This is a genomic window from Nonomuraea insulae, assembly GCF_042656245.1.
In genome coordinates this window covers 129,961-144,884 of record NZ_JBHSPA010000022.1, presented here as the reverse complement: position 1 = coordinate 144,884, position 14,924 = coordinate 129,961, and the positions used below count along the sequence as shown (strand labels likewise).

The window sequence follows — 14,924 nt, the reverse complement described above, 5'->3', positions numbered from 1 at the left end:
CCCGGAGGTCACTCCAGGGGACGGTCGGGCGCCAGGCCACCGCCCTCGGGGCCCTGCCCGGCGCCGATGCCGACCTCGGCAGAGCCGGGCGCCGCGATCGGGGTCGCCGCCGTCTTGCGGCTGCGCCTGCTACGCCGCTCCAGCCACGTGGCCAGGTAGCTCAGCGCCATGTTGAGCGCCACGTAGATGATCCCGATGACGATCGCCGCCGGGATCAGCGAGCCGAAGAACCGGGCCGGCAGGATCTTGAACCCGGTGTTGAGCAGGTCGACGTAGGCGATGATGTAGCCGAGCGCGGTGTCCTTCAGCAGCACCACGAGCTGGCTGACGATCGCCGGCATCATCACGGTGACGCCCTGCGGCAGCAGGACCAGCCGCATCACCTGGTTCTTGCGCATGCCCACCGCGTACGCGGCCTCGGACTGCCCCTTGGGCACGGCGTGCACGCCGGCCCTGACGACCTCGGCCAGCACCGAGCCGTTGTAGAGCGTCAGGCCGAGGATGACCGCCATGAACGCGTAGTCGCCGCCGCCCATCAGCGTGGGCGCCAGGTAGAAGATGAAGAAGATCAGCAGCAGCAGGGGGATGGCGCGGAACACCTCGACCACCACGCCGGCCGGAACCCGGACCCAGCGGTGGTCGGAGAGCCTGGCCAGGCCGAAGATCGCGCCGAACAGCAGGGCGAAGACCGCCGCCACCGCGGCCGCCTCCAACGTGCCGATGAGGCCGGGGATGATGTAGAACTCCCAGGTCTCCCACTGCAGGAACGGCTGCCAGATCTTGCCTTCGAACTGTCCCTTGGCGTCGAAACCGAGGTAGACGCCGTACAGGACGGCGGCCACGAGGACGACGCTGACCGCCGTGAGCATGCCGTTGCGCACACGCCCGCGGGGCCCGGGAGCGTCGAACAGGACGGAGGTGCTCATCGAACCACCGCCAGACGTCGTGCCAGCCAGCCGGTGAAGAAGCCGACGGGCATGGTCAACACCATGAACGCGACGACGACACCGAGGAAGATCGGGATCGACGCGCCTGTCGTGTCGAAAGTGATCTTCATGACCGCCGCGGCGTCGGCGAGGAACCCGCCCGCGGTCGCGACCGTGGTGTTCTTGATCATGGCGATCATCACGCTGCCCAGAGGCGCGATGACCGCGCGGAACGCCTGGGGCAGAATGATCATCCGCAGCGACTGCATGAACGTCAGCCCGATCGCCCTGGCCGCCTCGGCCTGGCCCATCGGCACCGTGTTCACACCCGCCCGCAGCGCCTCGCACACGAAGGCCGCGGTGTAGAGCGAAAGGCCCATCGCGACGACCCAGAACGAGTTGGTCAGCGGCGTCTCCGAGAACACCAGGCCGAGCTGGTCGCTCAGGCCCAGCGCCGAGAACGCCAGAACCAGTGTCAGGGGGGTGTTGCGCACTACGTTGACGTAAAAGGTGCCGGCCGCGCGCAGGACCGGCGTGGGTGATACTCGCATCGCCACGAGGATCGTGCCCAGGATCAAGGAGGCGACAGCGGCCACAAGCGAGAGCTTGACGTTCTCCAGGAATCCCAGACCGAGATCGGGGGCGTACTTGATTAGTTCGTCCATCGTGCTCCACCGCAAGGGCGAAAGGCGGCCGGAGGTCCGGCCGCCGTCGCCGACGTGATTAGGCGCAACCCTCGGCCGGCGGCGCGGCGTCGGACACCTTCAGGCCTTCGATGCCGCCGAACCACTTCTCGAGCAGCGTCTTCATGGTGCCGTTGCTCCACAGCGTGGCCACTGCCTTGTTGACGGCCTCGCAGGTCTTCGTGTCGCCCTTCTTCAGGCCGATGCCGTACTTCTCGTCCGTGAAGCCCTGGCCCAGCACCTTGAAGTTGCCGCCGGCCTGCTTGGCGAAGCCCGCCAGGATCAGGTCGTCGGTGGTGACCGCGTCGAGGTTGCTGCCGTTCAGCTTCTGCACGCACTCGGAGTAGTTGGCCGCGTCGACGGTCGTCGCGTCGAGGTCGAGCTCACCGTCCGGGGGCGGGTCGGTGATCCGCTTGTAGGAGTTGGAGCCCGCGGCCTTGCAGATCTTCTTGCCCGTGAGGTCCTGCGGCTTGGTGATCGAGGCGTCGGCCTTGCGGACCATCACGTCCTGGTGCGCCACGACGTAGGGGCCGCCGAAGGTGACCTTGGCCTTGCGCTCCTCGGTGATGGAGTAGGTGGCGAAGATGATGTCGACCGTGCCGTTGGCGAGGAACGGCTCGCGGTTGGACGAGGCCGACTCCTTCCACGTGACCTTCACGTCCTTGCCGCCGGCCACCTCCTTCAGCACGGCCTTGGCCACGTCGACGTCGAAGCCCTCGGGCTCGTTGCCCATCTTCAGGCCCAGGCTGGGCTGGTCCCACTTGGTGCCGACCACGACCGTGCCGCCGCCCGTGATCTTGTCGGCCACGGTGGCGTACGTCGCGTCTCCACCGCCACAAGCGGCCAGGCCCGCGGCCATTGCCGCTATGGAGAGCACTGCTCCCATTCGACGCATGTGCATGTATACCTGCCTCAATAAGTCAGTGCGTGAGGATCTTCGAGAGGAAGTCTCGCGCCCGGTCCGTCTGCGCGTTGGTGAAGAACTCGTCGGGGGTGTTCTCCTCCACGATCTGCCCGTCGGCCATGAACACCACCCGATTGGCGGCCCGGCGGGCGAACCCCATCTCGTGCGTGACGACCATCATGGTCATCCCGTCACGTGCCAGCCCGATCATGACATCGAGCACCTCCTGCACCATCTCGGGGTCCAGCGCAGAGGTCGGCTCGTCGAACAGGATCATCTTCGGGTCCATGGCCAGCGCCCTGGCGATCGCGACGCGCTGCTGCTGACCGCCGGAGAGCTGGGCCGGATATTTGTCCGCCTGTGCCGCGATGCCCACCCGTTCGAGCAACTCCATGGCCCGCTTGTTGGCGGCGTCCTTGGTCGTGCCGCGCACCTTGATGGGGCCGAGCGTCACATTGTCCCGGATGGTCTTGTGAGCGAACAAGTTGAACGACTGGAAGACCATTCCGACGTCGGACCGCAGTTTGGCCAGCCCTTTGCCCTCGGCGGGCAGCACCTGGCCGTCAAAGACGATCCTCCCGTCGTTGATCGTCTCCAACCTGTTGATCGTGCGGCAGAGCGTTGACTTTCCGCCGCCCGAAGGGCCGATGACGACCAGAACCTCACCACGAGAGACGGTCAAGTTGATGTCCTTCAGGACGTGCAACGTCCCGAAGTGCTTGTTGACGTTCTCCATCTGCACCAGTGGAGTGACGTCGCCGTTCTCCGTCATGCAGTAAAACGTAGAGGGCATTAGAACGCTGTGCACTAACCGAGCGGTACCGATCCGATCACATCATGCCATCAAGCTGGCCTTTTAGATCGGTACGGGCCGTGCCAAGCCGGACAACGACTACTCTTGAACATGCCATGACTGTGACCCAGGAGGGCGCCCGCACCTACCAAGTGCGCACATACGGGTGCCAGATGAACGTCCACGACTCCGAGCGGCTGTCGGGCCTGCTGGAAGACGCCGGCTACCTGCCCGCTCCCGACGATGAGACGGCCGACGTGGTCGTGTTCAACACGTGCGCCGTGCGGGAAAACGCCGACAACCGCCTCTACGGCAACCTCGGCCATCTCAGACCGGCCAAGGTGCGCAACCCACGCATGCAGATCGCCGTGGGGGGCTGTCTGGCGCAGAAGGACCAGGGCGAGATCGTCCGCAAGGCGCCGTGGGTCGACGTGGTCTTCGGCACGCACAACATCGGCTCGCTGCCGGTGCTGCTGGAGCGCGCCCGCGTCGAGGGCGAGGCGCAGGTCGAGCTGAAGGAGTCGCTCGAGGTCTTCCCCTCGACGCTGCCCACCAAGCGCGAGTCCGCCTACGCCGCCTGGGTGGCCGTCTCTGTCGGTTGCAACAACACCTGCACGTTCTGCATCGTGCCTTCGCTGCGCGGCAAGGAGAAGGACCGCCGTCCCGGCGACGTCCTCGCCGAGGTGCGGACGCTGGTGGAGCAGGGTGTGCTGGAAGTCACGCTGCTGGGCCAGAACGTCAACACCTACGGCGCGGAGTTCGGCGACCGGCTGGCCTTCGGCAAACTGCTGCGGGCCTGCGGCGGCATCGACGGGCTCGAACGGGTGCGCTTCACCTCGCCGCACCCCGCCGCCTTCACCGACGACGTGATCGCCGCCATGGCCGAGACGCCCAACGTCATGCACCAGCTCCACATGCCGCTGCAGTCGGGCTCCGACCGGGTGCTGCGGGCGATGCGGCGCTCCTACCGGGCCGAGCGTTACCTCGGCATCATCGAGCGGGTGCGCGCGGCCATGCCCGACGCGGCCATCTCGACCGACATCATCGTCGGCTTCCCCGGCGAGACCGAGGAGGACTTCCAGGGCACGCTGGAGGTCGTCAGGCAGAGCCGCTTCGCCAACGCCTTCACCTTCCAATACTCCATCCGTCCCGGCACCCCCGCGGCCACCATGGAGGACCAGGTGCCCAAGGAGGTCGTGCAGGAGCGCTACGAGCGTCTCGTGGCCCTGCAGGAGGAGATCTCGTGGGAGGAGAACAAGAAGCAGGTCGGGCGGACGCTCGACGTGCTGGTGGCCGAGGGTGAGGGGCGCAAGGACGAGAGCACGCACCGGCTGTCCGGCCGCGCGGCCGACAACCGGCTCGTGCACTTCGCCGTGGGCGCCGAGACGCCCCGGCCGGGGGACATGGTGACGGCCGAGGTGACGTACGCGGCGCCGCACCACCTTGTGGCGGACGGAGCCGTGCTCGGGGTGCGCCGCACCCGGGCGGGCGACGCCTGGGAGGCCCGGCAGGGCGGTTCCGGGGGCGGTTCCGGGGGTGGCTCCGGGGTTCTGCTGGGGATGCCCGCCATTGGGCGGCCCGCTCCCTTGCCCGCCGCTACGGGAGGTTGTTCGGCGCACTGACGCTTTTCTTCAAGGGCGGCACGGGTCACTCCGGGCCGCCCTTCGGCGTCTCAGCGGGTGAGGCGCTTGAGGATGTCGTAGCAGGGGCCGCGGCGGAAGTCGTCGAACGTGGCGCAGGGGTCCGGCATGCCGTGGCCCTGTGGGCGTGCCGGAGGTTCTTGTGAGGGCGGCGGGGGTTCAGGGGATGGCTGCCCTTGCGGGCTCGGGCGCTCGCCGGGGGGCACCAGAGGCTTGACCGCCCGGTCGTCGGGGGGCGTCAGGTGCTTTCTCGGCCCGTTGCCGCGTGGCGAGCGGCTGGGGACGGAGACCTCGATGGCCGGGCCGGCGGTCGCGGAGGGAAGCGCGGGGAGCACCTCCTCCCATGGCGGCAAGGTGGTGGCGTCCTCCCACGGGGGCGCGGCGGGCGCGGAGTCCCATGGGGGTACGGACTCGATCCAGGGCGGTGAGAGAGGGCCGAACATGGCCTCGACCGGCTGGGGCGAGGAGAAATGGAGCGATCCAGGCGAATGCGCGGCCATGGTCGCTGTTTGTGTCATGTTCGACGCCCTGAGTGGCGAAGTCCGCGAATTCGATCTTGGGGTAACGGGGGTTTCCTGATCGAATTCTTGGTGACTTTCCTGCATGTTGGTGAATGCGAGGAATATTCCCAGCGTGGCCGTGACGAGCACCCCGGTGACTCCGGCCACGGGTGCCAGGTTGGCGCGGCTACCTGCGCGAATGGATCTAAGGGGGGACAAGTCGTGATTCCTTTGTGATTGGTGTGCGAGCATTCAACTGTTGCGGCTAGTGTGGTCCATCACCCGCGGAAGCCGGCGAGCTTTCCCCGATACGACCGCAGGGAGCTGCAGCACCATGCAAGATCCGACGGAGACGGATCGTCAGGAGATCCTGTCCGGGCCGGGAGACACCCGCCTGGCGACGAGAAATAGACGTTCGGAGAACAGGGCGACGAAGAAGAGCCAGAAAACCCTCTTCATCGTCGCTTCGGCCCTCGTGGCCGTGCTCGCGGCCGGCGGCGTCGGCTACATGCTGGCGGCGAACCCCGGCGAGACCGCTCAGCAAGGCGGCCGGCCCGCGCCCGCCCAGAGCACCGGCGGCGCCGACGACCTCCAAGGCGACGACGCCACCATGGGAGACGCCGCCACCGACGCCCCCACCGACGGCCGGCCCGCCGCCGACGACGGCTCCATGGGCGACGTCGCGGACCCGGGATCGGGCGGCGACCCGGCCGCCGACACGGGCACAGACACCGCGAGAACGGGCACCGACACCGCCAAGACCGGCAACGGCAAGAAGCCGGCGACGACGCCGCCCACCAAGGTGCCGCAGTCGTCGGGGAACGACACCCCGGCCGACTCTCCGGCCGACGGCCCGGGGGGCATGGTCAACGGGCAGTGCGCCACCAGCGGATGCTGACCGGCAAGTGGCTTGCCACTTCTGGGGTGTACTGGACCTTCGGCGGGAGCCACTCGCGTCCGTAGAGTCGAAGTCATGACGACTGACAGAGCATCCGAACTGCGGGCGCTGCACGTTCCCGGGAGCCCGCTGGTCCTGCCCAACATCTGGGACGCCGCCTCCGCCCGTGCCGTCGAGGAGGCCGGGTTCCCCGTGGTCGCCACCGGCAGCGCCGCCGTCGCGCGCGTGCTCGGGTACCCCGACGGCGAGGGCACCCCGGTGGGCGAGATGATGGCGGCCATCGCCCGCGTGGTCAGGGCCGTTGACGTGCCCGTCACCGCCGACGTCGAGCGCGGGTACGCACTCAAGCCCGCCGAACTGGTCGAACGGCTGCTCGCGACCGGCGCCGTGGGCTGCAACCTGGAGGACTCCCTGCCGGGGCGCGGCGAGATGGTGGACCCGGCGGAGCAGGCGGACTTCCTGGCCGAGGTGCGCGCCGCCGCCGGGGACGCGCTGGTGATCAATGCCAGGGTCGACGCCTACCTGCGCGGTCCCGCGCCCCGCGAGGAGGTGCTCGCGCGCGGGCGGCGGTATCTGGAGGCGGGGGCCGACTGCGTGTACCCGATCGGGCTGGCGGACGAGGAGGAGATCCGGGCCCTGGCCGCGGGGCTGGGCGGGCCGGTCAACGTCCTGTTCAGGCCCGGGACCCCGGAACTCGGCAGGCTGGCGGAGCTGGGCGTGGCCAGGATCAGCTTCGGGGGCGGCCTGCACCAGGCGACGCACTCCTACGCCCAGGGCCTGTTCGCGAAGGTCAGGGAAGGCCACAACCCCTACTGACGGGAAGGCCGTAACCCCTGCTGGACGGGAGGGCCGTAACCCCTGCTGACCAACGGGGAAGCCCGCGGTCCTGTCTGAGTCGTGCCGGACGTACGCTTGCGCTCGTGCTTGTCGCCGCGGCCGTCTGCCCGCCCACCCCGCTGGTCGTGCAGGTGATGCCCGACCTCCGCTCCGCCTGCCACACCGCCATCGCCGCCCTGCGCGCGGCCCGTCCCGACGCGCTGCTCGTGGTGGGCGGCGCAGAGACCACCACCGCGTACGACGCCACCGCGGCCGGCACCCTGCGCCCTTGGGGCCTGGACCACACCACGGGCCCGGGCGAGCCCGTGCTCCCGCTGTCGCTGACCGTCGCCCGCCTGCTCATGAACGACGCCCCCGACGGCTTCCAGAGCGTGGCCTCAGACGCCACGACCGACGAATGCCGCGAGCTGGGCGAGGAACTGGGCAAGAGCGCGGACAGGGTGGCGCTGCTGGTCATGGCCGACGGCTCGGCCTGCCTCAGCCCCAGGGCGCCGGGCAGGTACGACGACGCGGCAGGGCCGTACAACGACCGCATAGGCAGGGCCGTCGCCGACGGAGACCCCGCCGCGCTCGCCGCCCTCGACCCCGGGGAGGCCGACCGGTTGTGGGTGGGCGGCCGGGCCGCGCTGCAGGTGCTGGCGGGGGCCGCGGGTGCGGGGACGTTCGAGGGGCGGCTGCTGATGGCCGCGGCGCCGTACGGCGTGGGTTATCTCGCGGGGCTGTGGACGACCTGACGCTTCGGCACCGGGATCCTCATCAGGTCGCGGGCCGGCACGACCTCGCCGTCGAAGCTGCGGCGTACCTCAGCGGTGAAGGCCGGCTCGTCGGCGAAGCCGTACCGCTCGGAGAAGTGGGTGAGCACCAGCCTGCGCACGCCCGCGTCCGCGGCCACCAGCCCCGCCTCGAACGCCGTCAGATGCCCGTGCTCCTTGGCCAGCGCGCTCTCTGAGGACAGGAACGTGGACTCGATCACCAGCAGGTCCACGCCGGAGGCCAGCTCGAAGACGGAGTCGCAGAGCCGGGTGTCCATCACGAACGCCATGCTCTGGCCGGGTTTGGGCACGCTGCACTCGTCGAGGGTGACGCCGCGGACGGAGCCGGTGCGCTGGAGTTCGCCGACCTCGGGGCCGCGGATGCCGTGGGCGGCCAGCTTCTCGGGGAGCATGCGGCGGCCGGCCGGCTCCTGGACGCGGTAGCCGTAGGACTCGACGGGGTGTGACAGGCGGCGGGCGATGAGCGGGCCGACGCCGGCCAGGGCGCCGGAGAGGGGATGTTCGGCGATGACCGAGGTGTCGGCGAAGGCGGCGGCGTGGCGGAGCCTGCGCCAGTAGGTCTCGCCGGAGCCGGGGAAGACCGCGCGCACCGGGTGCCTGACCCGGTCGCGGGCGATGCGCTGGACGACGCCCGGCACCCCCAGGCAGTGGTCGCCGTGGAAGTGCGTCAGGCAGAGCCAGTGGACGTCGTGCGAGCTCAGCCCCGCGTGTACCATTTGCCGCTGCGTGCCCTCGCCCGGGTCGAACAGGAAGCCTTGTCCGTCCCAGCGCAGAAGGTACCCGTTGTGGTTACGGTGTCGGGTAGGAACAGCGCTGGACGTGCCCAGCACCACGAGCTCACGTGAGGACACGATGACCACGGTCTCTTTCGCCGAGGTGCCCACGCCTGTGGGCACGTTCGTGCTGGCCGTCACGGAGGTCGGCCTCGTCGCGTCGGGCTGGGGATCCCGCGCCCGGCTGGTCGGCGGGCTCGACCTGCCTGAAGTTCATGATGCGGATCGTACGGCCTCCGCCGTCGCCGAGCTCAACGATTATTTCGCCGGCGGGCTGAAGACGTTCGAGACGCCGATCGACTGGCGGCTCATGTCCGGCTCGCGGCTTCAGGTGCTGCGCGCTCTGCACCAGGTCCCGTACGGCGCCGCCGTCACCTACGGCGAGCTGGCCAGGCGCGCCGGCTCCAGCGTGCCCGCCCGCGGCATCGGCTCGATCATGGGCTCCAACCCGATCCCGATCGTCGTGCCCTGCCACCGCGTCATCGCGGGCAACGGGCTGGGCGGGTTCAGCGGCGGCGAGGGCGTGGAGACCAAGCGGTGGCTGCTGACCCACGAGGGTTACCTGCAACCGACACTCCTTGATCTCTAGCACACTTGTCGTGTGCGCCAGCAGCCAGTCATCGCCGTCGTGGGTCCCACCGCGGCAGGAAAGTCCGATCTCGCCGTGGACCTCGCCCTCCGGCTGGGGGGCGAGTGCGTCAACGCCGACTCCATGCAGCTCTACCGCGGCATGGACATCGGCACGGCCAAGCTCACTCCCGAGGAGCGGCGCGGGGTCCCGCACCACCTGCTGGACGTCTGGGACGTGACCGTGGCGGCCAGCGTGGCCGAGTACCAGAAGCTGGCCAGGTCCGTGATCGACGCCGTCGAGGTGCCCGTGCTGGTCGGCGGCAGCGGCCTGTACGTGCGGGCGGCCATCGACGAGCTGGAGTTCCCCGGCACCGATCCGGAGATCAGGGCCAGGCTCGAAGCCGAGCTGGCCGAGCGCGGCCCGGCCCCCCTCTACGAGCGGCTGCGGGAGAGCGACCCCACCGCGGCCGCGGTCATCCTGCCGAGCAACGGCCGCCGCATCGTGCGCGCGCTGGAGGTGATCGAGCTGTCCGGCCGCCCGTTCTCGGCCACCATGCCCTCCTACGACGCCGTCTACCCGAGCGTCCAGATCGGCCTCGAAGTGCCCAGGCCGGTGCTGGACGAGCGGATCGAGGTCAGGGTCGGGCGCATGTGGGAGGCGGGCCTGGTCGACGAGGTACGCGCGCTGCTCGGCCAAGGACTGGCCGAGGGCCGTACGGCCGGTCGCGCCCTCGGGTACGCCCAGGTCATCCGCTTCCTGGAGGGCGAGTGGAGCGAGGAACAGGCCATGGCCGAGACGGTGAGGCTGACCAGGCGCTTCGCCCGCCGCCAGGAGTCCTGGTTCCGGCGGGATCCGCGGGTGTGCTGGCTGCCGTACGACGCCCCGGATCTACTTGACCGATCCCTCGCGCGAATCACCGGACACCCGTACGCATAAACTCCTACAATGCGCTTTCTCAAGGGGCACGGCACCGAGAACGATTTCGTCATCCTGCCTGATCCCGACGGCGAGGTCGATGTCTCGGCCGCGCTCGTCGCCAAGATCTGTGACAGGAGAGCCGGCATCGGCGCCGACGGCGTGCTCCGGGTGGCGCGTACGAAGCAGAGCCCGGAGGTGGCCGAGCAGGCGTCCGCGGCCGAGTGGTTCATGGACTACCGCAATTCCGACGGCAGCATGGCCGAGATGTGCGGCAACGGTGTGCGCGTGTTCGCCCGTTACCTGCTCGACGCGGGGCTGGAGGATTCCTCGGAGTTCGGGGTGGCGACCAGGGGCGGCGTACGCAGGATCCGCGTCGAGCCGAACGGCGACATCACGGCGGACATGGGCAGGCCCGTCGTCCACGGCGAGAGCGTGGCATCGGTGGGCGGCCAGGAATACCCCGGGCTCCACGTCAACATGGGCAACCCCCACCTGGCGTGCGCCATCGGCGACCCCGTCGTCCAGCTCGACCTCGACCACCAGCCGGGCTTCGACCCCGCCGTCTTCCCCACCGGGGTCAACATCGAGCTGTTCAACCCGGTGGGCACCAGCCGCGCCGTCATGCGCGTCCACGAGCGCGGCTCGGGCGAGACCCGCTCCTGCGGCACCGGCGCGGTGGCCACGGCCGTCGCCGCCGCGCACCTGTCGGGCGACACCACCGGCACGTGGACGATCGAGGTGATGGGCGGCACGCTGACGGTCATCCTCGACGAGGACACGAGCTACCTGTCGGGCCCCGCTGCCATCGTCGCCCGCGGCGAACTGATGCTTGCAGAATGAAGTTCTAATAGGGGATGCTGGGTCTACTTCACGAACTGAGAGGTGGACATGGCTGACCCACGCACCACCGCGATCCAGGTCAAGGGGCCGATCGGTCAGATCGGCGGCGGGTTCATGATCTCCCGGGAGGCCAAGGCGGTCTGCGAGGAGTACGGCCTGCGCCCCCGCGAGCTCTACTTCCGAGGCCGCTGCGGCGTGCTCGGCGAGTGCGACGCGGACGTGGTCACCGCGGTCGCCGTCTTCTTCCCCTCCAACCACGTCGATGAGAACTGGAACGGCGGCCGCAAACTCGCCGCCGACCGCGCCGTCGAGCTCTACGCCGAGGCGTGCCACGCCTGGGGCAGGCGCAAGCTGGGCGACTACGAGGGCTGCGCCAGGATCGCCGAGCTGCTCCAGCCGGTCGTCGAGCATGCCTCGCCCGTCGGGGCGCCCCTGTTCGCGGGCTGGCGGGCCGTGCCGCTGCCCGGCGACCCGCCCGCCAGGGCCACCCAGCTCATGCACGTCGTACGCGAGTTGCGCGGCGGCCTGCACGCCAACGCCGTGATCGCGGCCGGGCTGCACCCCCTGGACGCGACACTCGCCACCGATCATGGCGGAACGCCGTTCGGGCAGTCGGCCGGCCAGGCGATCGCCAGGTTCTTCGAGTGGCCGGAGCCGTACGCCGTACCCGGGGCGGAGGTCATCGCGGTACGCGCGGCCGTGGAGGAGACCACCGACGATCTCATGGCGGAGGTGTTTTCGGTCCTCGCCGACGGCGAATCGGACGAGCTGATCGAGCTTCTGCGTTTTGGGCACGCCCGTTGACCTGGCAGACTGACTGCCCATGGACGTGGACATCTGGGCCTGGGTCGGCGACACCCAGCAGCAGCTTTCCGAGGCGGGCAACGTTGGCCTCGCCATGGCGCTGGGAGACCTCCCTGCACAGGCCTATGAGGGCCGATATCCCCAGCTCGACGTCATGGCCCCGGCCATCGCGCAGCAGGCCGAGACCCTGGAGCTGCCCTGGCTCGAGTTCTACGCCCGCTACTGGCACCTGATCGGCCGCGTCGGCAACCGGGCGCAGGGGGCCGTCGCCATCGACGACGCCCGGCAGCTTCTGACGTTCGCCCAGCGCGAAGACGTGCGCGAATGCCCCGCCGCCCCGGCCGCGGTCGAGGCACTGGCCATCGTGTGGGCCAACGCCGACGGGCCCGGCCACGCGGCCGAGCGTCTTGAGACGCTGGGGGCCTACCTCGAGGACATGAGCCCGGAGAAGCCCGCCTTCGCCGGCCTCGTGACCCAGTACATCGCCGCCCTCATCGACGCGGGCAAGGCCGGCGAGGCCGTGACCTACGCCGAGTCCGCCGTCGAGCGGCTGCGCACGGCCGGGCGCGAGGCGAGCTGGGAGCTCGGCGCGGAGAGCGCCCGTGCGCTGCTGGCCGCCGACCGGCCGGAAGACGCGCTCAACGCGCTGCAGTCCGCGGCCGGCTTCCAGGCCGACGACCCGGTGGCCAAGGAGCACCGCGACGGCGTGCGCCGCGCGCTGATCCTGGCCACGCTGGACCGCATCGCCGAGGCCGTGGACGCGCTGCCCGACCTCGACGTCGTGGGCGACCACCCGCGCGTGTGGGTCGAGTGGGCGCGGGCCGTCGACAAGCTGGCCTCCTCCTCGCAGATCACCAACACCTGGCAGCTCGGCCGCGTCCTGCGTCAGTGGACCGACTACTTCGGCATGATGGGCGGCTACCGCGCCCGCGTCGAGCTCGCGCTGGTCGCGGGCGACCTGGCCCTGGCCAGGCAGGGCGTGTGGCAGGCCAGGCTGCTGGCCGACGTCGCCGAGTCCGGCGCCGCGGAGCTGCGCGAGCCCGGTGACGTGACCGAGCGCATCGCCGCGCTGCGCGCCGCCACCGAGGCCGCCACCGAGCCTGCGCCGCCCGGCCCGCTGACCGAGCGGGTCGGTCTCTTCGACGCCGCCGACGGCTTCAACGCCGACCCCGAGAAGTGGGTGGGCTGGCTGGCCCCGCTGTCCGGGCAGGACGTCGAGGCCACCCGCCGCCACACCACCACGCTGGGCTTCCTCGGCTACCCTGCCACGGGCGCCGACATCTACTGGAAGCTGCTCGTCGACACCGGCGACATCGCCACCGCCGACCCCGACGACGTGGCCTACCTGACCACGCTGCTCGTCGAGGCCCGCCAGGACGAGCGGCTGGAGCAGATGGCCGCGTTGCTGCCGCACGCCGCCCAATACCTCGCGCTCGCCCGCCTGCACAGCGCCCGTGAGCGCTGGCAGGAGACGCTCGACGCCGCCGAGCACGCCGTCACGGCCGGGGCCGGGCTCGACGCCCGTCGCCTGCTGTCCGGCTCCGCCCAGCAGCTCGACCACAACGCCAGGGCCGCCGAGGTGCTGCTCGAAGTGCTCGACGAGCTGGTCGAGGAAGACGTCTGGCGCATGATCGTCATGGCCACCTCGGCGGAGGACTGGGAGACCGTGCGCAAGGGCGCGGCCAAGATCGGCATGCCGGTCAAGAGCAAGGAAGGGCCGATCGAGGAGGAGATGGGCCTCATCAGGCTCATCCTGCCCGCGCCCGACGGCGGCCAGCGTCAGGTGTTGTCCATCCGCACCGGTCCCGCCACCGCCAGGCTGGCCCTGCCGCAGCCGCGCGGCATGGACTACAACGCCGGTGACCTGGTCGTGTTCGACCCGCAGCTCCTTGAGCCTGTCCCCGACGACCCGCAGGAGCAGCAGAACTTCGTGCCGCCGTTCGCGGCGGTGCGCATCCTGCGGCCCGGTGGTTACACCAGCTACTTCTTCGACGGCGCCGCGCCGAGCGAGGAGGACTGGGCGGAGTTCACCGAGGTCATGGCCGAGCGCGGGTGGCCGATGTGGGTCTACAGCGACGAGAACTACACCATCACCCATCCGACCAGCTCCGATCCGCTGCCGGGGGTGTTCGGCTGGGTCGCGGTGCCGCCCGACGTGTCGCCTTCCGAGGTTGACGCGCTGCTCGACGACGCGACCGAGCGCTGGGTGCATCCGCTGGCCTGGCTCGACCTGGCCAGGGAGATCGACGTCGAGGTCGAGCGGCACGAGCGGATCGTCAAGGAATACGGGCTCTAGGAGTCTCGCATGCTGGAGCGATTCCGGCTCGACGGCAAGGTCGCGATCGTCACCGGCGCCTCCGCCGGGCTGGGGGTCGCCTTCGCCCGTGGCCTGGCAGAGGCGGGCGCCGACGTGGTGGTCGCCGCGCGGCGCAAGGAGCGGCTGGAGGAGACGCGGCGGCTGGTCGAGGAGACCGGCCGCCGGTGCCTGGCCGTCCGGACGGACGTGTCGCGGCCCGAGGACTGCGACGCGCTCGTGGCCGCCGCCGTCGAGGCCATGGGCGGCGTCGACGTGCTGATCAACAACGCGGGCATCGGGACTGCCGTGCCCGCGCTGCGTGAGACGCCCGAGGAGTTCCGGCAGGTGATCGAGGTCAACCTGTACGGCAGCTACTGGATGGCGCAGGCGTGCGCGCGGGTGATGCGGCCCGGCTCCTCGATCGTGAACATCGGCAGTGTGCTCGGCCAGACCACGGCCGGGCTCCCGCAGGCCGCCTACAGCGCGTCCAAGGCGGGCATCATCGGCCTCACCCGCGACCTGGCCCAGCAGTGGACCGGGCGGCGGGGCATCCGGGTCAACTGCCTGGAGCCCGGGTTCTTCTCCTCGGAGATGACCGAGCAGTACAAGCCGGACTATCTGGAGCGGGTGACGGAGACGCGGGTCGTGATGAAGCGGGCCGGGGATCCCGTGGAGCTGGTGACGGCGGCGGTGTTCCTGGCCAGTGACGCGGCCTCGTACATCACCGGGGTGACGCTGCCGGTGGACGGCGGGATCCTGATCACCTAG

The 14,924-nt window shown here is 70.2% G+C and carries 16 protein-coding genes; 10 read left to right on the top strand and 6 right to left on the bottom strand.

Annotated elements, in window-relative coordinates; genetic code table 11:
* Positions 1-8 precede the first annotated feature (8 nt).
* From ACFPZ3_RS16665 to ACFPZ3_RS16650, 4 genes are read right to left on the bottom strand one after another with little or no spacing between them, the layout of a single operon-like run.
* Positions 9-926, bottom strand: coding sequence for an amino acid ABC transporter permease (locus ACFPZ3_RS16665; RefSeq protein ID WP_379515010.1), 918 nt, complete (start codon positions 924-926; stop codon positions 9-11).
* On the bottom strand, positions 923-1,591 hold the full coding sequence (locus tag ACFPZ3_RS16660; RefSeq protein WP_379515009.1) for an amino acid ABC transporter permease: 669 nt from the start codon (positions 1,589-1,591) through the stop codon (positions 923-925). Before ACFPZ3_RS16660 ends, ACFPZ3_RS16665 begins: the two co-directional genes overlap by 4 nt.
* A gap of 58 nt (positions 1,592-1,649) precedes the next feature.
* Positions 1,650-2,495 (bottom strand): glutamate ABC transporter substrate-binding protein, encoded by an 846-nt coding sequence (locus ACFPZ3_RS16655; protein WP_379515008.1) that lies wholly within the window; start codon positions 2,493-2,495, stop codon positions 1,650-1,652.
* Between the two features lie 34 nt (positions 2,496-2,529).
* Entirely contained in the window at positions 2,530-3,249 is a 720-nt protein-coding gene (locus ACFPZ3_RS16650) for an amino acid ABC transporter ATP-binding protein (protein WP_379515182.1), read from the bottom strand.
* A 173-nt stretch (positions 3,250-3,422) separates the two neighbouring features.
* Between ACFPZ3_RS16650 and miaB the strand changes: the two genes are divergently transcribed.
* A complete protein-coding gene (miaB, locus tag ACFPZ3_RS16645) occupies positions 3,423-4,928 on the top strand; it encodes a tRNA (N6-isopentenyl adenosine(37)-C2)-methylthiotransferase MiaB (RefSeq protein ID WP_379515007.1) in 1,506 nt (501 codons plus the stop codon).
* 50 nt (positions 4,929-4,978) lie between these two features.
* Here miaB and ACFPZ3_RS16640 read toward each other — a convergent pair whose 3' ends face one another.
* Complete coding sequence (locus ACFPZ3_RS16640; protein WP_379515006.1) at positions 4,979-5,464, bottom strand: hypothetical protein; 486 nt, start codon at positions 5,462-5,464, stop codon at positions 4,979-4,981.
* Positions 5,465-5,780: 316 nt separating this feature from the next.
* On the opposite strand from ACFPZ3_RS16640, the gene ACFPZ3_RS16635 reads away from it, so the two are divergent.
* The 3 genes from ACFPZ3_RS16635 (at position 5,781) to ACFPZ3_RS16625 (ending at position 7,915) form a co-directional block, all read left to right on the top strand.
* On the top strand, positions 5,781-6,344 hold the full coding sequence (locus tag ACFPZ3_RS16635) for a hypothetical protein (RefSeq protein WP_379515005.1): 564 nt from the start codon (positions 5,781-5,783) through the stop codon (positions 6,342-6,344).
* Positions 6,345-6,419: 75 nt separating this feature from the next.
* Positions 6,420-7,160 (top strand): isocitrate lyase/PEP mutase family protein, encoded by a 741-nt coding sequence (locus ACFPZ3_RS16630; RefSeq protein WP_379515004.1) that lies wholly within the window; start codon positions 6,420-6,422, stop codon positions 7,158-7,160.
* A 104-nt stretch (positions 7,161-7,264) separates the two neighbouring features.
* On the top strand, positions 7,265-7,915 hold the full coding sequence (locus ACFPZ3_RS16625) for a class III extradiol ring-cleavage dioxygenase family protein (RefSeq protein WP_379515003.1): 651 nt from the start codon (positions 7,265-7,267) through the stop codon (positions 7,913-7,915).
* Here ACFPZ3_RS16625 and ACFPZ3_RS16620 read toward each other — a convergent pair.
* Complete coding sequence (locus ACFPZ3_RS16620) at positions 7,888-8,805, bottom strand: ribonuclease Z (RefSeq protein WP_379515002.1); 918 nt, start codon at positions 8,803-8,805, stop codon at positions 7,888-7,890. The genes ACFPZ3_RS16625 and ACFPZ3_RS16620 overlap by 28 nt on opposite strands.
* Before the next feature lies 1 nt (position 8,806).
* Here ACFPZ3_RS16620 and ACFPZ3_RS16615 point away from each other — a divergent pair, with 1 nt between their 5' ends.
* The 6 genes from ACFPZ3_RS16615 to ACFPZ3_RS16590 are packed head-to-tail and all read left to right on the top strand — an operon-like array spanning position 8,807 to position 14,924.
* Positions 8,807-9,316: a methylated-DNA--[protein]-cysteine S-methyltransferase gene (locus ACFPZ3_RS16615; protein ID WP_379515001.1), complete on the top strand. Its 510-nt coding sequence runs from the start codon at positions 8,807-8,809 to the stop codon at positions 9,314-9,316.
* Between the two features lie 12 nt (positions 9,317-9,328).
* Complete coding sequence (gene miaA, locus ACFPZ3_RS16610) at positions 9,329-10,234, top strand: tRNA (adenosine(37)-N6)-dimethylallyltransferase MiaA (protein WP_379515000.1); 906 nt, start codon at positions 9,329-9,331, stop codon at positions 10,232-10,234.
* A 9-nt stretch (positions 10,235-10,243) separates the two neighbouring features.
* Positions 10,244-11,056: a diaminopimelate epimerase gene (dapF, locus tag ACFPZ3_RS16605; RefSeq protein ID WP_379514999.1), complete on the top strand. Its 813-nt coding sequence runs from the start codon at positions 10,244-10,246 to the stop codon at positions 11,054-11,056.
* A gap of 48 nt (positions 11,057-11,104) precedes the next feature.
* A complete protein-coding gene (locus ACFPZ3_RS16600; RefSeq protein WP_379514998.1) occupies positions 11,105-11,860 on the top strand; it encodes an SCO6745 family protein in 756 nt (251 codons plus the stop codon).
* Positions 11,861-11,879: 19 nt separating this feature from the next.
* Positions 11,880-14,156 (top strand): tetratricopeptide repeat protein, encoded by a 2,277-nt coding sequence (locus tag ACFPZ3_RS16595; protein ID WP_379514997.1) that lies wholly within the window; start codon positions 11,880-11,882, stop codon positions 14,154-14,156.
* Between the two features lie 9 nt (positions 14,157-14,165).
* Positions 14,166-14,924 (top strand): SDR family NAD(P)-dependent oxidoreductase, encoded by a 759-nt coding sequence (locus tag ACFPZ3_RS16590; RefSeq protein WP_379514996.1) that lies wholly within the window; start codon positions 14,166-14,168, stop codon positions 14,922-14,924.

Coding starts and splice junctions, on each gene's coding strand:
- ACFPZ3_RS16665 (WP_379515010.1), bottom strand. CDS start 926: ATGAGCACCTCCGTCCTGTTCGACGCTCCCGGGCCCCGCGGGCGTGTG.
- ACFPZ3_RS16660 (WP_379515009.1), bottom strand. CDS start 1,591: ATGGACGAACTAATCAAGTACGCCCCCGATCTCGGTCTGGGATTCCTG.
- ACFPZ3_RS16655 (WP_379515008.1), bottom strand. CDS start 2,495: ATGGGAGCAGTGCTCTCCATAGCGGCAATGGCCGCGGGCCTGGCCGCT.
- ACFPZ3_RS16650 (WP_379515182.1), bottom strand. CDS start 3,249: ATGGAGAACGTCAACAAGCACTTCGGGACGTTGCACGTCCTGAAGGAC.
- miaB (WP_379515007.1), top strand. CDS start 3,423: ATGACTGTGACCCAGGAGGGCGCCCGCACCTACCAAGTGCGCACATAC.
- ACFPZ3_RS16640 (WP_379515006.1), bottom strand. CDS start 5,464: ATGACACAAACAGCGACCATGGCCGCGCATTCGCCTGGATCGCTCCAT.
- ACFPZ3_RS16635 (WP_379515005.1), top strand. CDS start 5,781: ATGCAAGATCCGACGGAGACGGATCGTCAGGAGATCCTGTCCGGGCCG.
- ACFPZ3_RS16630 (WP_379515004.1), top strand. CDS start 6,420: ATGACGACTGACAGAGCATCCGAACTGCGGGCGCTGCACGTTCCCGGG.
- ACFPZ3_RS16615 (WP_379515001.1), top strand. CDS start 8,807: ATGACCACGGTCTCTTTCGCCGAGGTGCCCACGCCTGTGGGCACGTTC.
- dapF (WP_379514999.1), top strand. CDS start 10,244: ATGCGCTTTCTCAAGGGGCACGGCACCGAGAACGATTTCGTCATCCTG.
- ACFPZ3_RS16600 (WP_379514998.1), top strand. CDS start 11,105: ATGGCTGACCCACGCACCACCGCGATCCAGGTCAAGGGGCCGATCGGT.
- ACFPZ3_RS16595 (WP_379514997.1), top strand. CDS start 11,880: ATGGACGTGGACATCTGGGCCTGGGTCGGCGACACCCAGCAGCAGCTT.
- ACFPZ3_RS16590 (WP_379514996.1), top strand. CDS start 14,166: ATGCTGGAGCGATTCCGGCTCGACGGCAAGGTCGCGATCGTCACCGGC.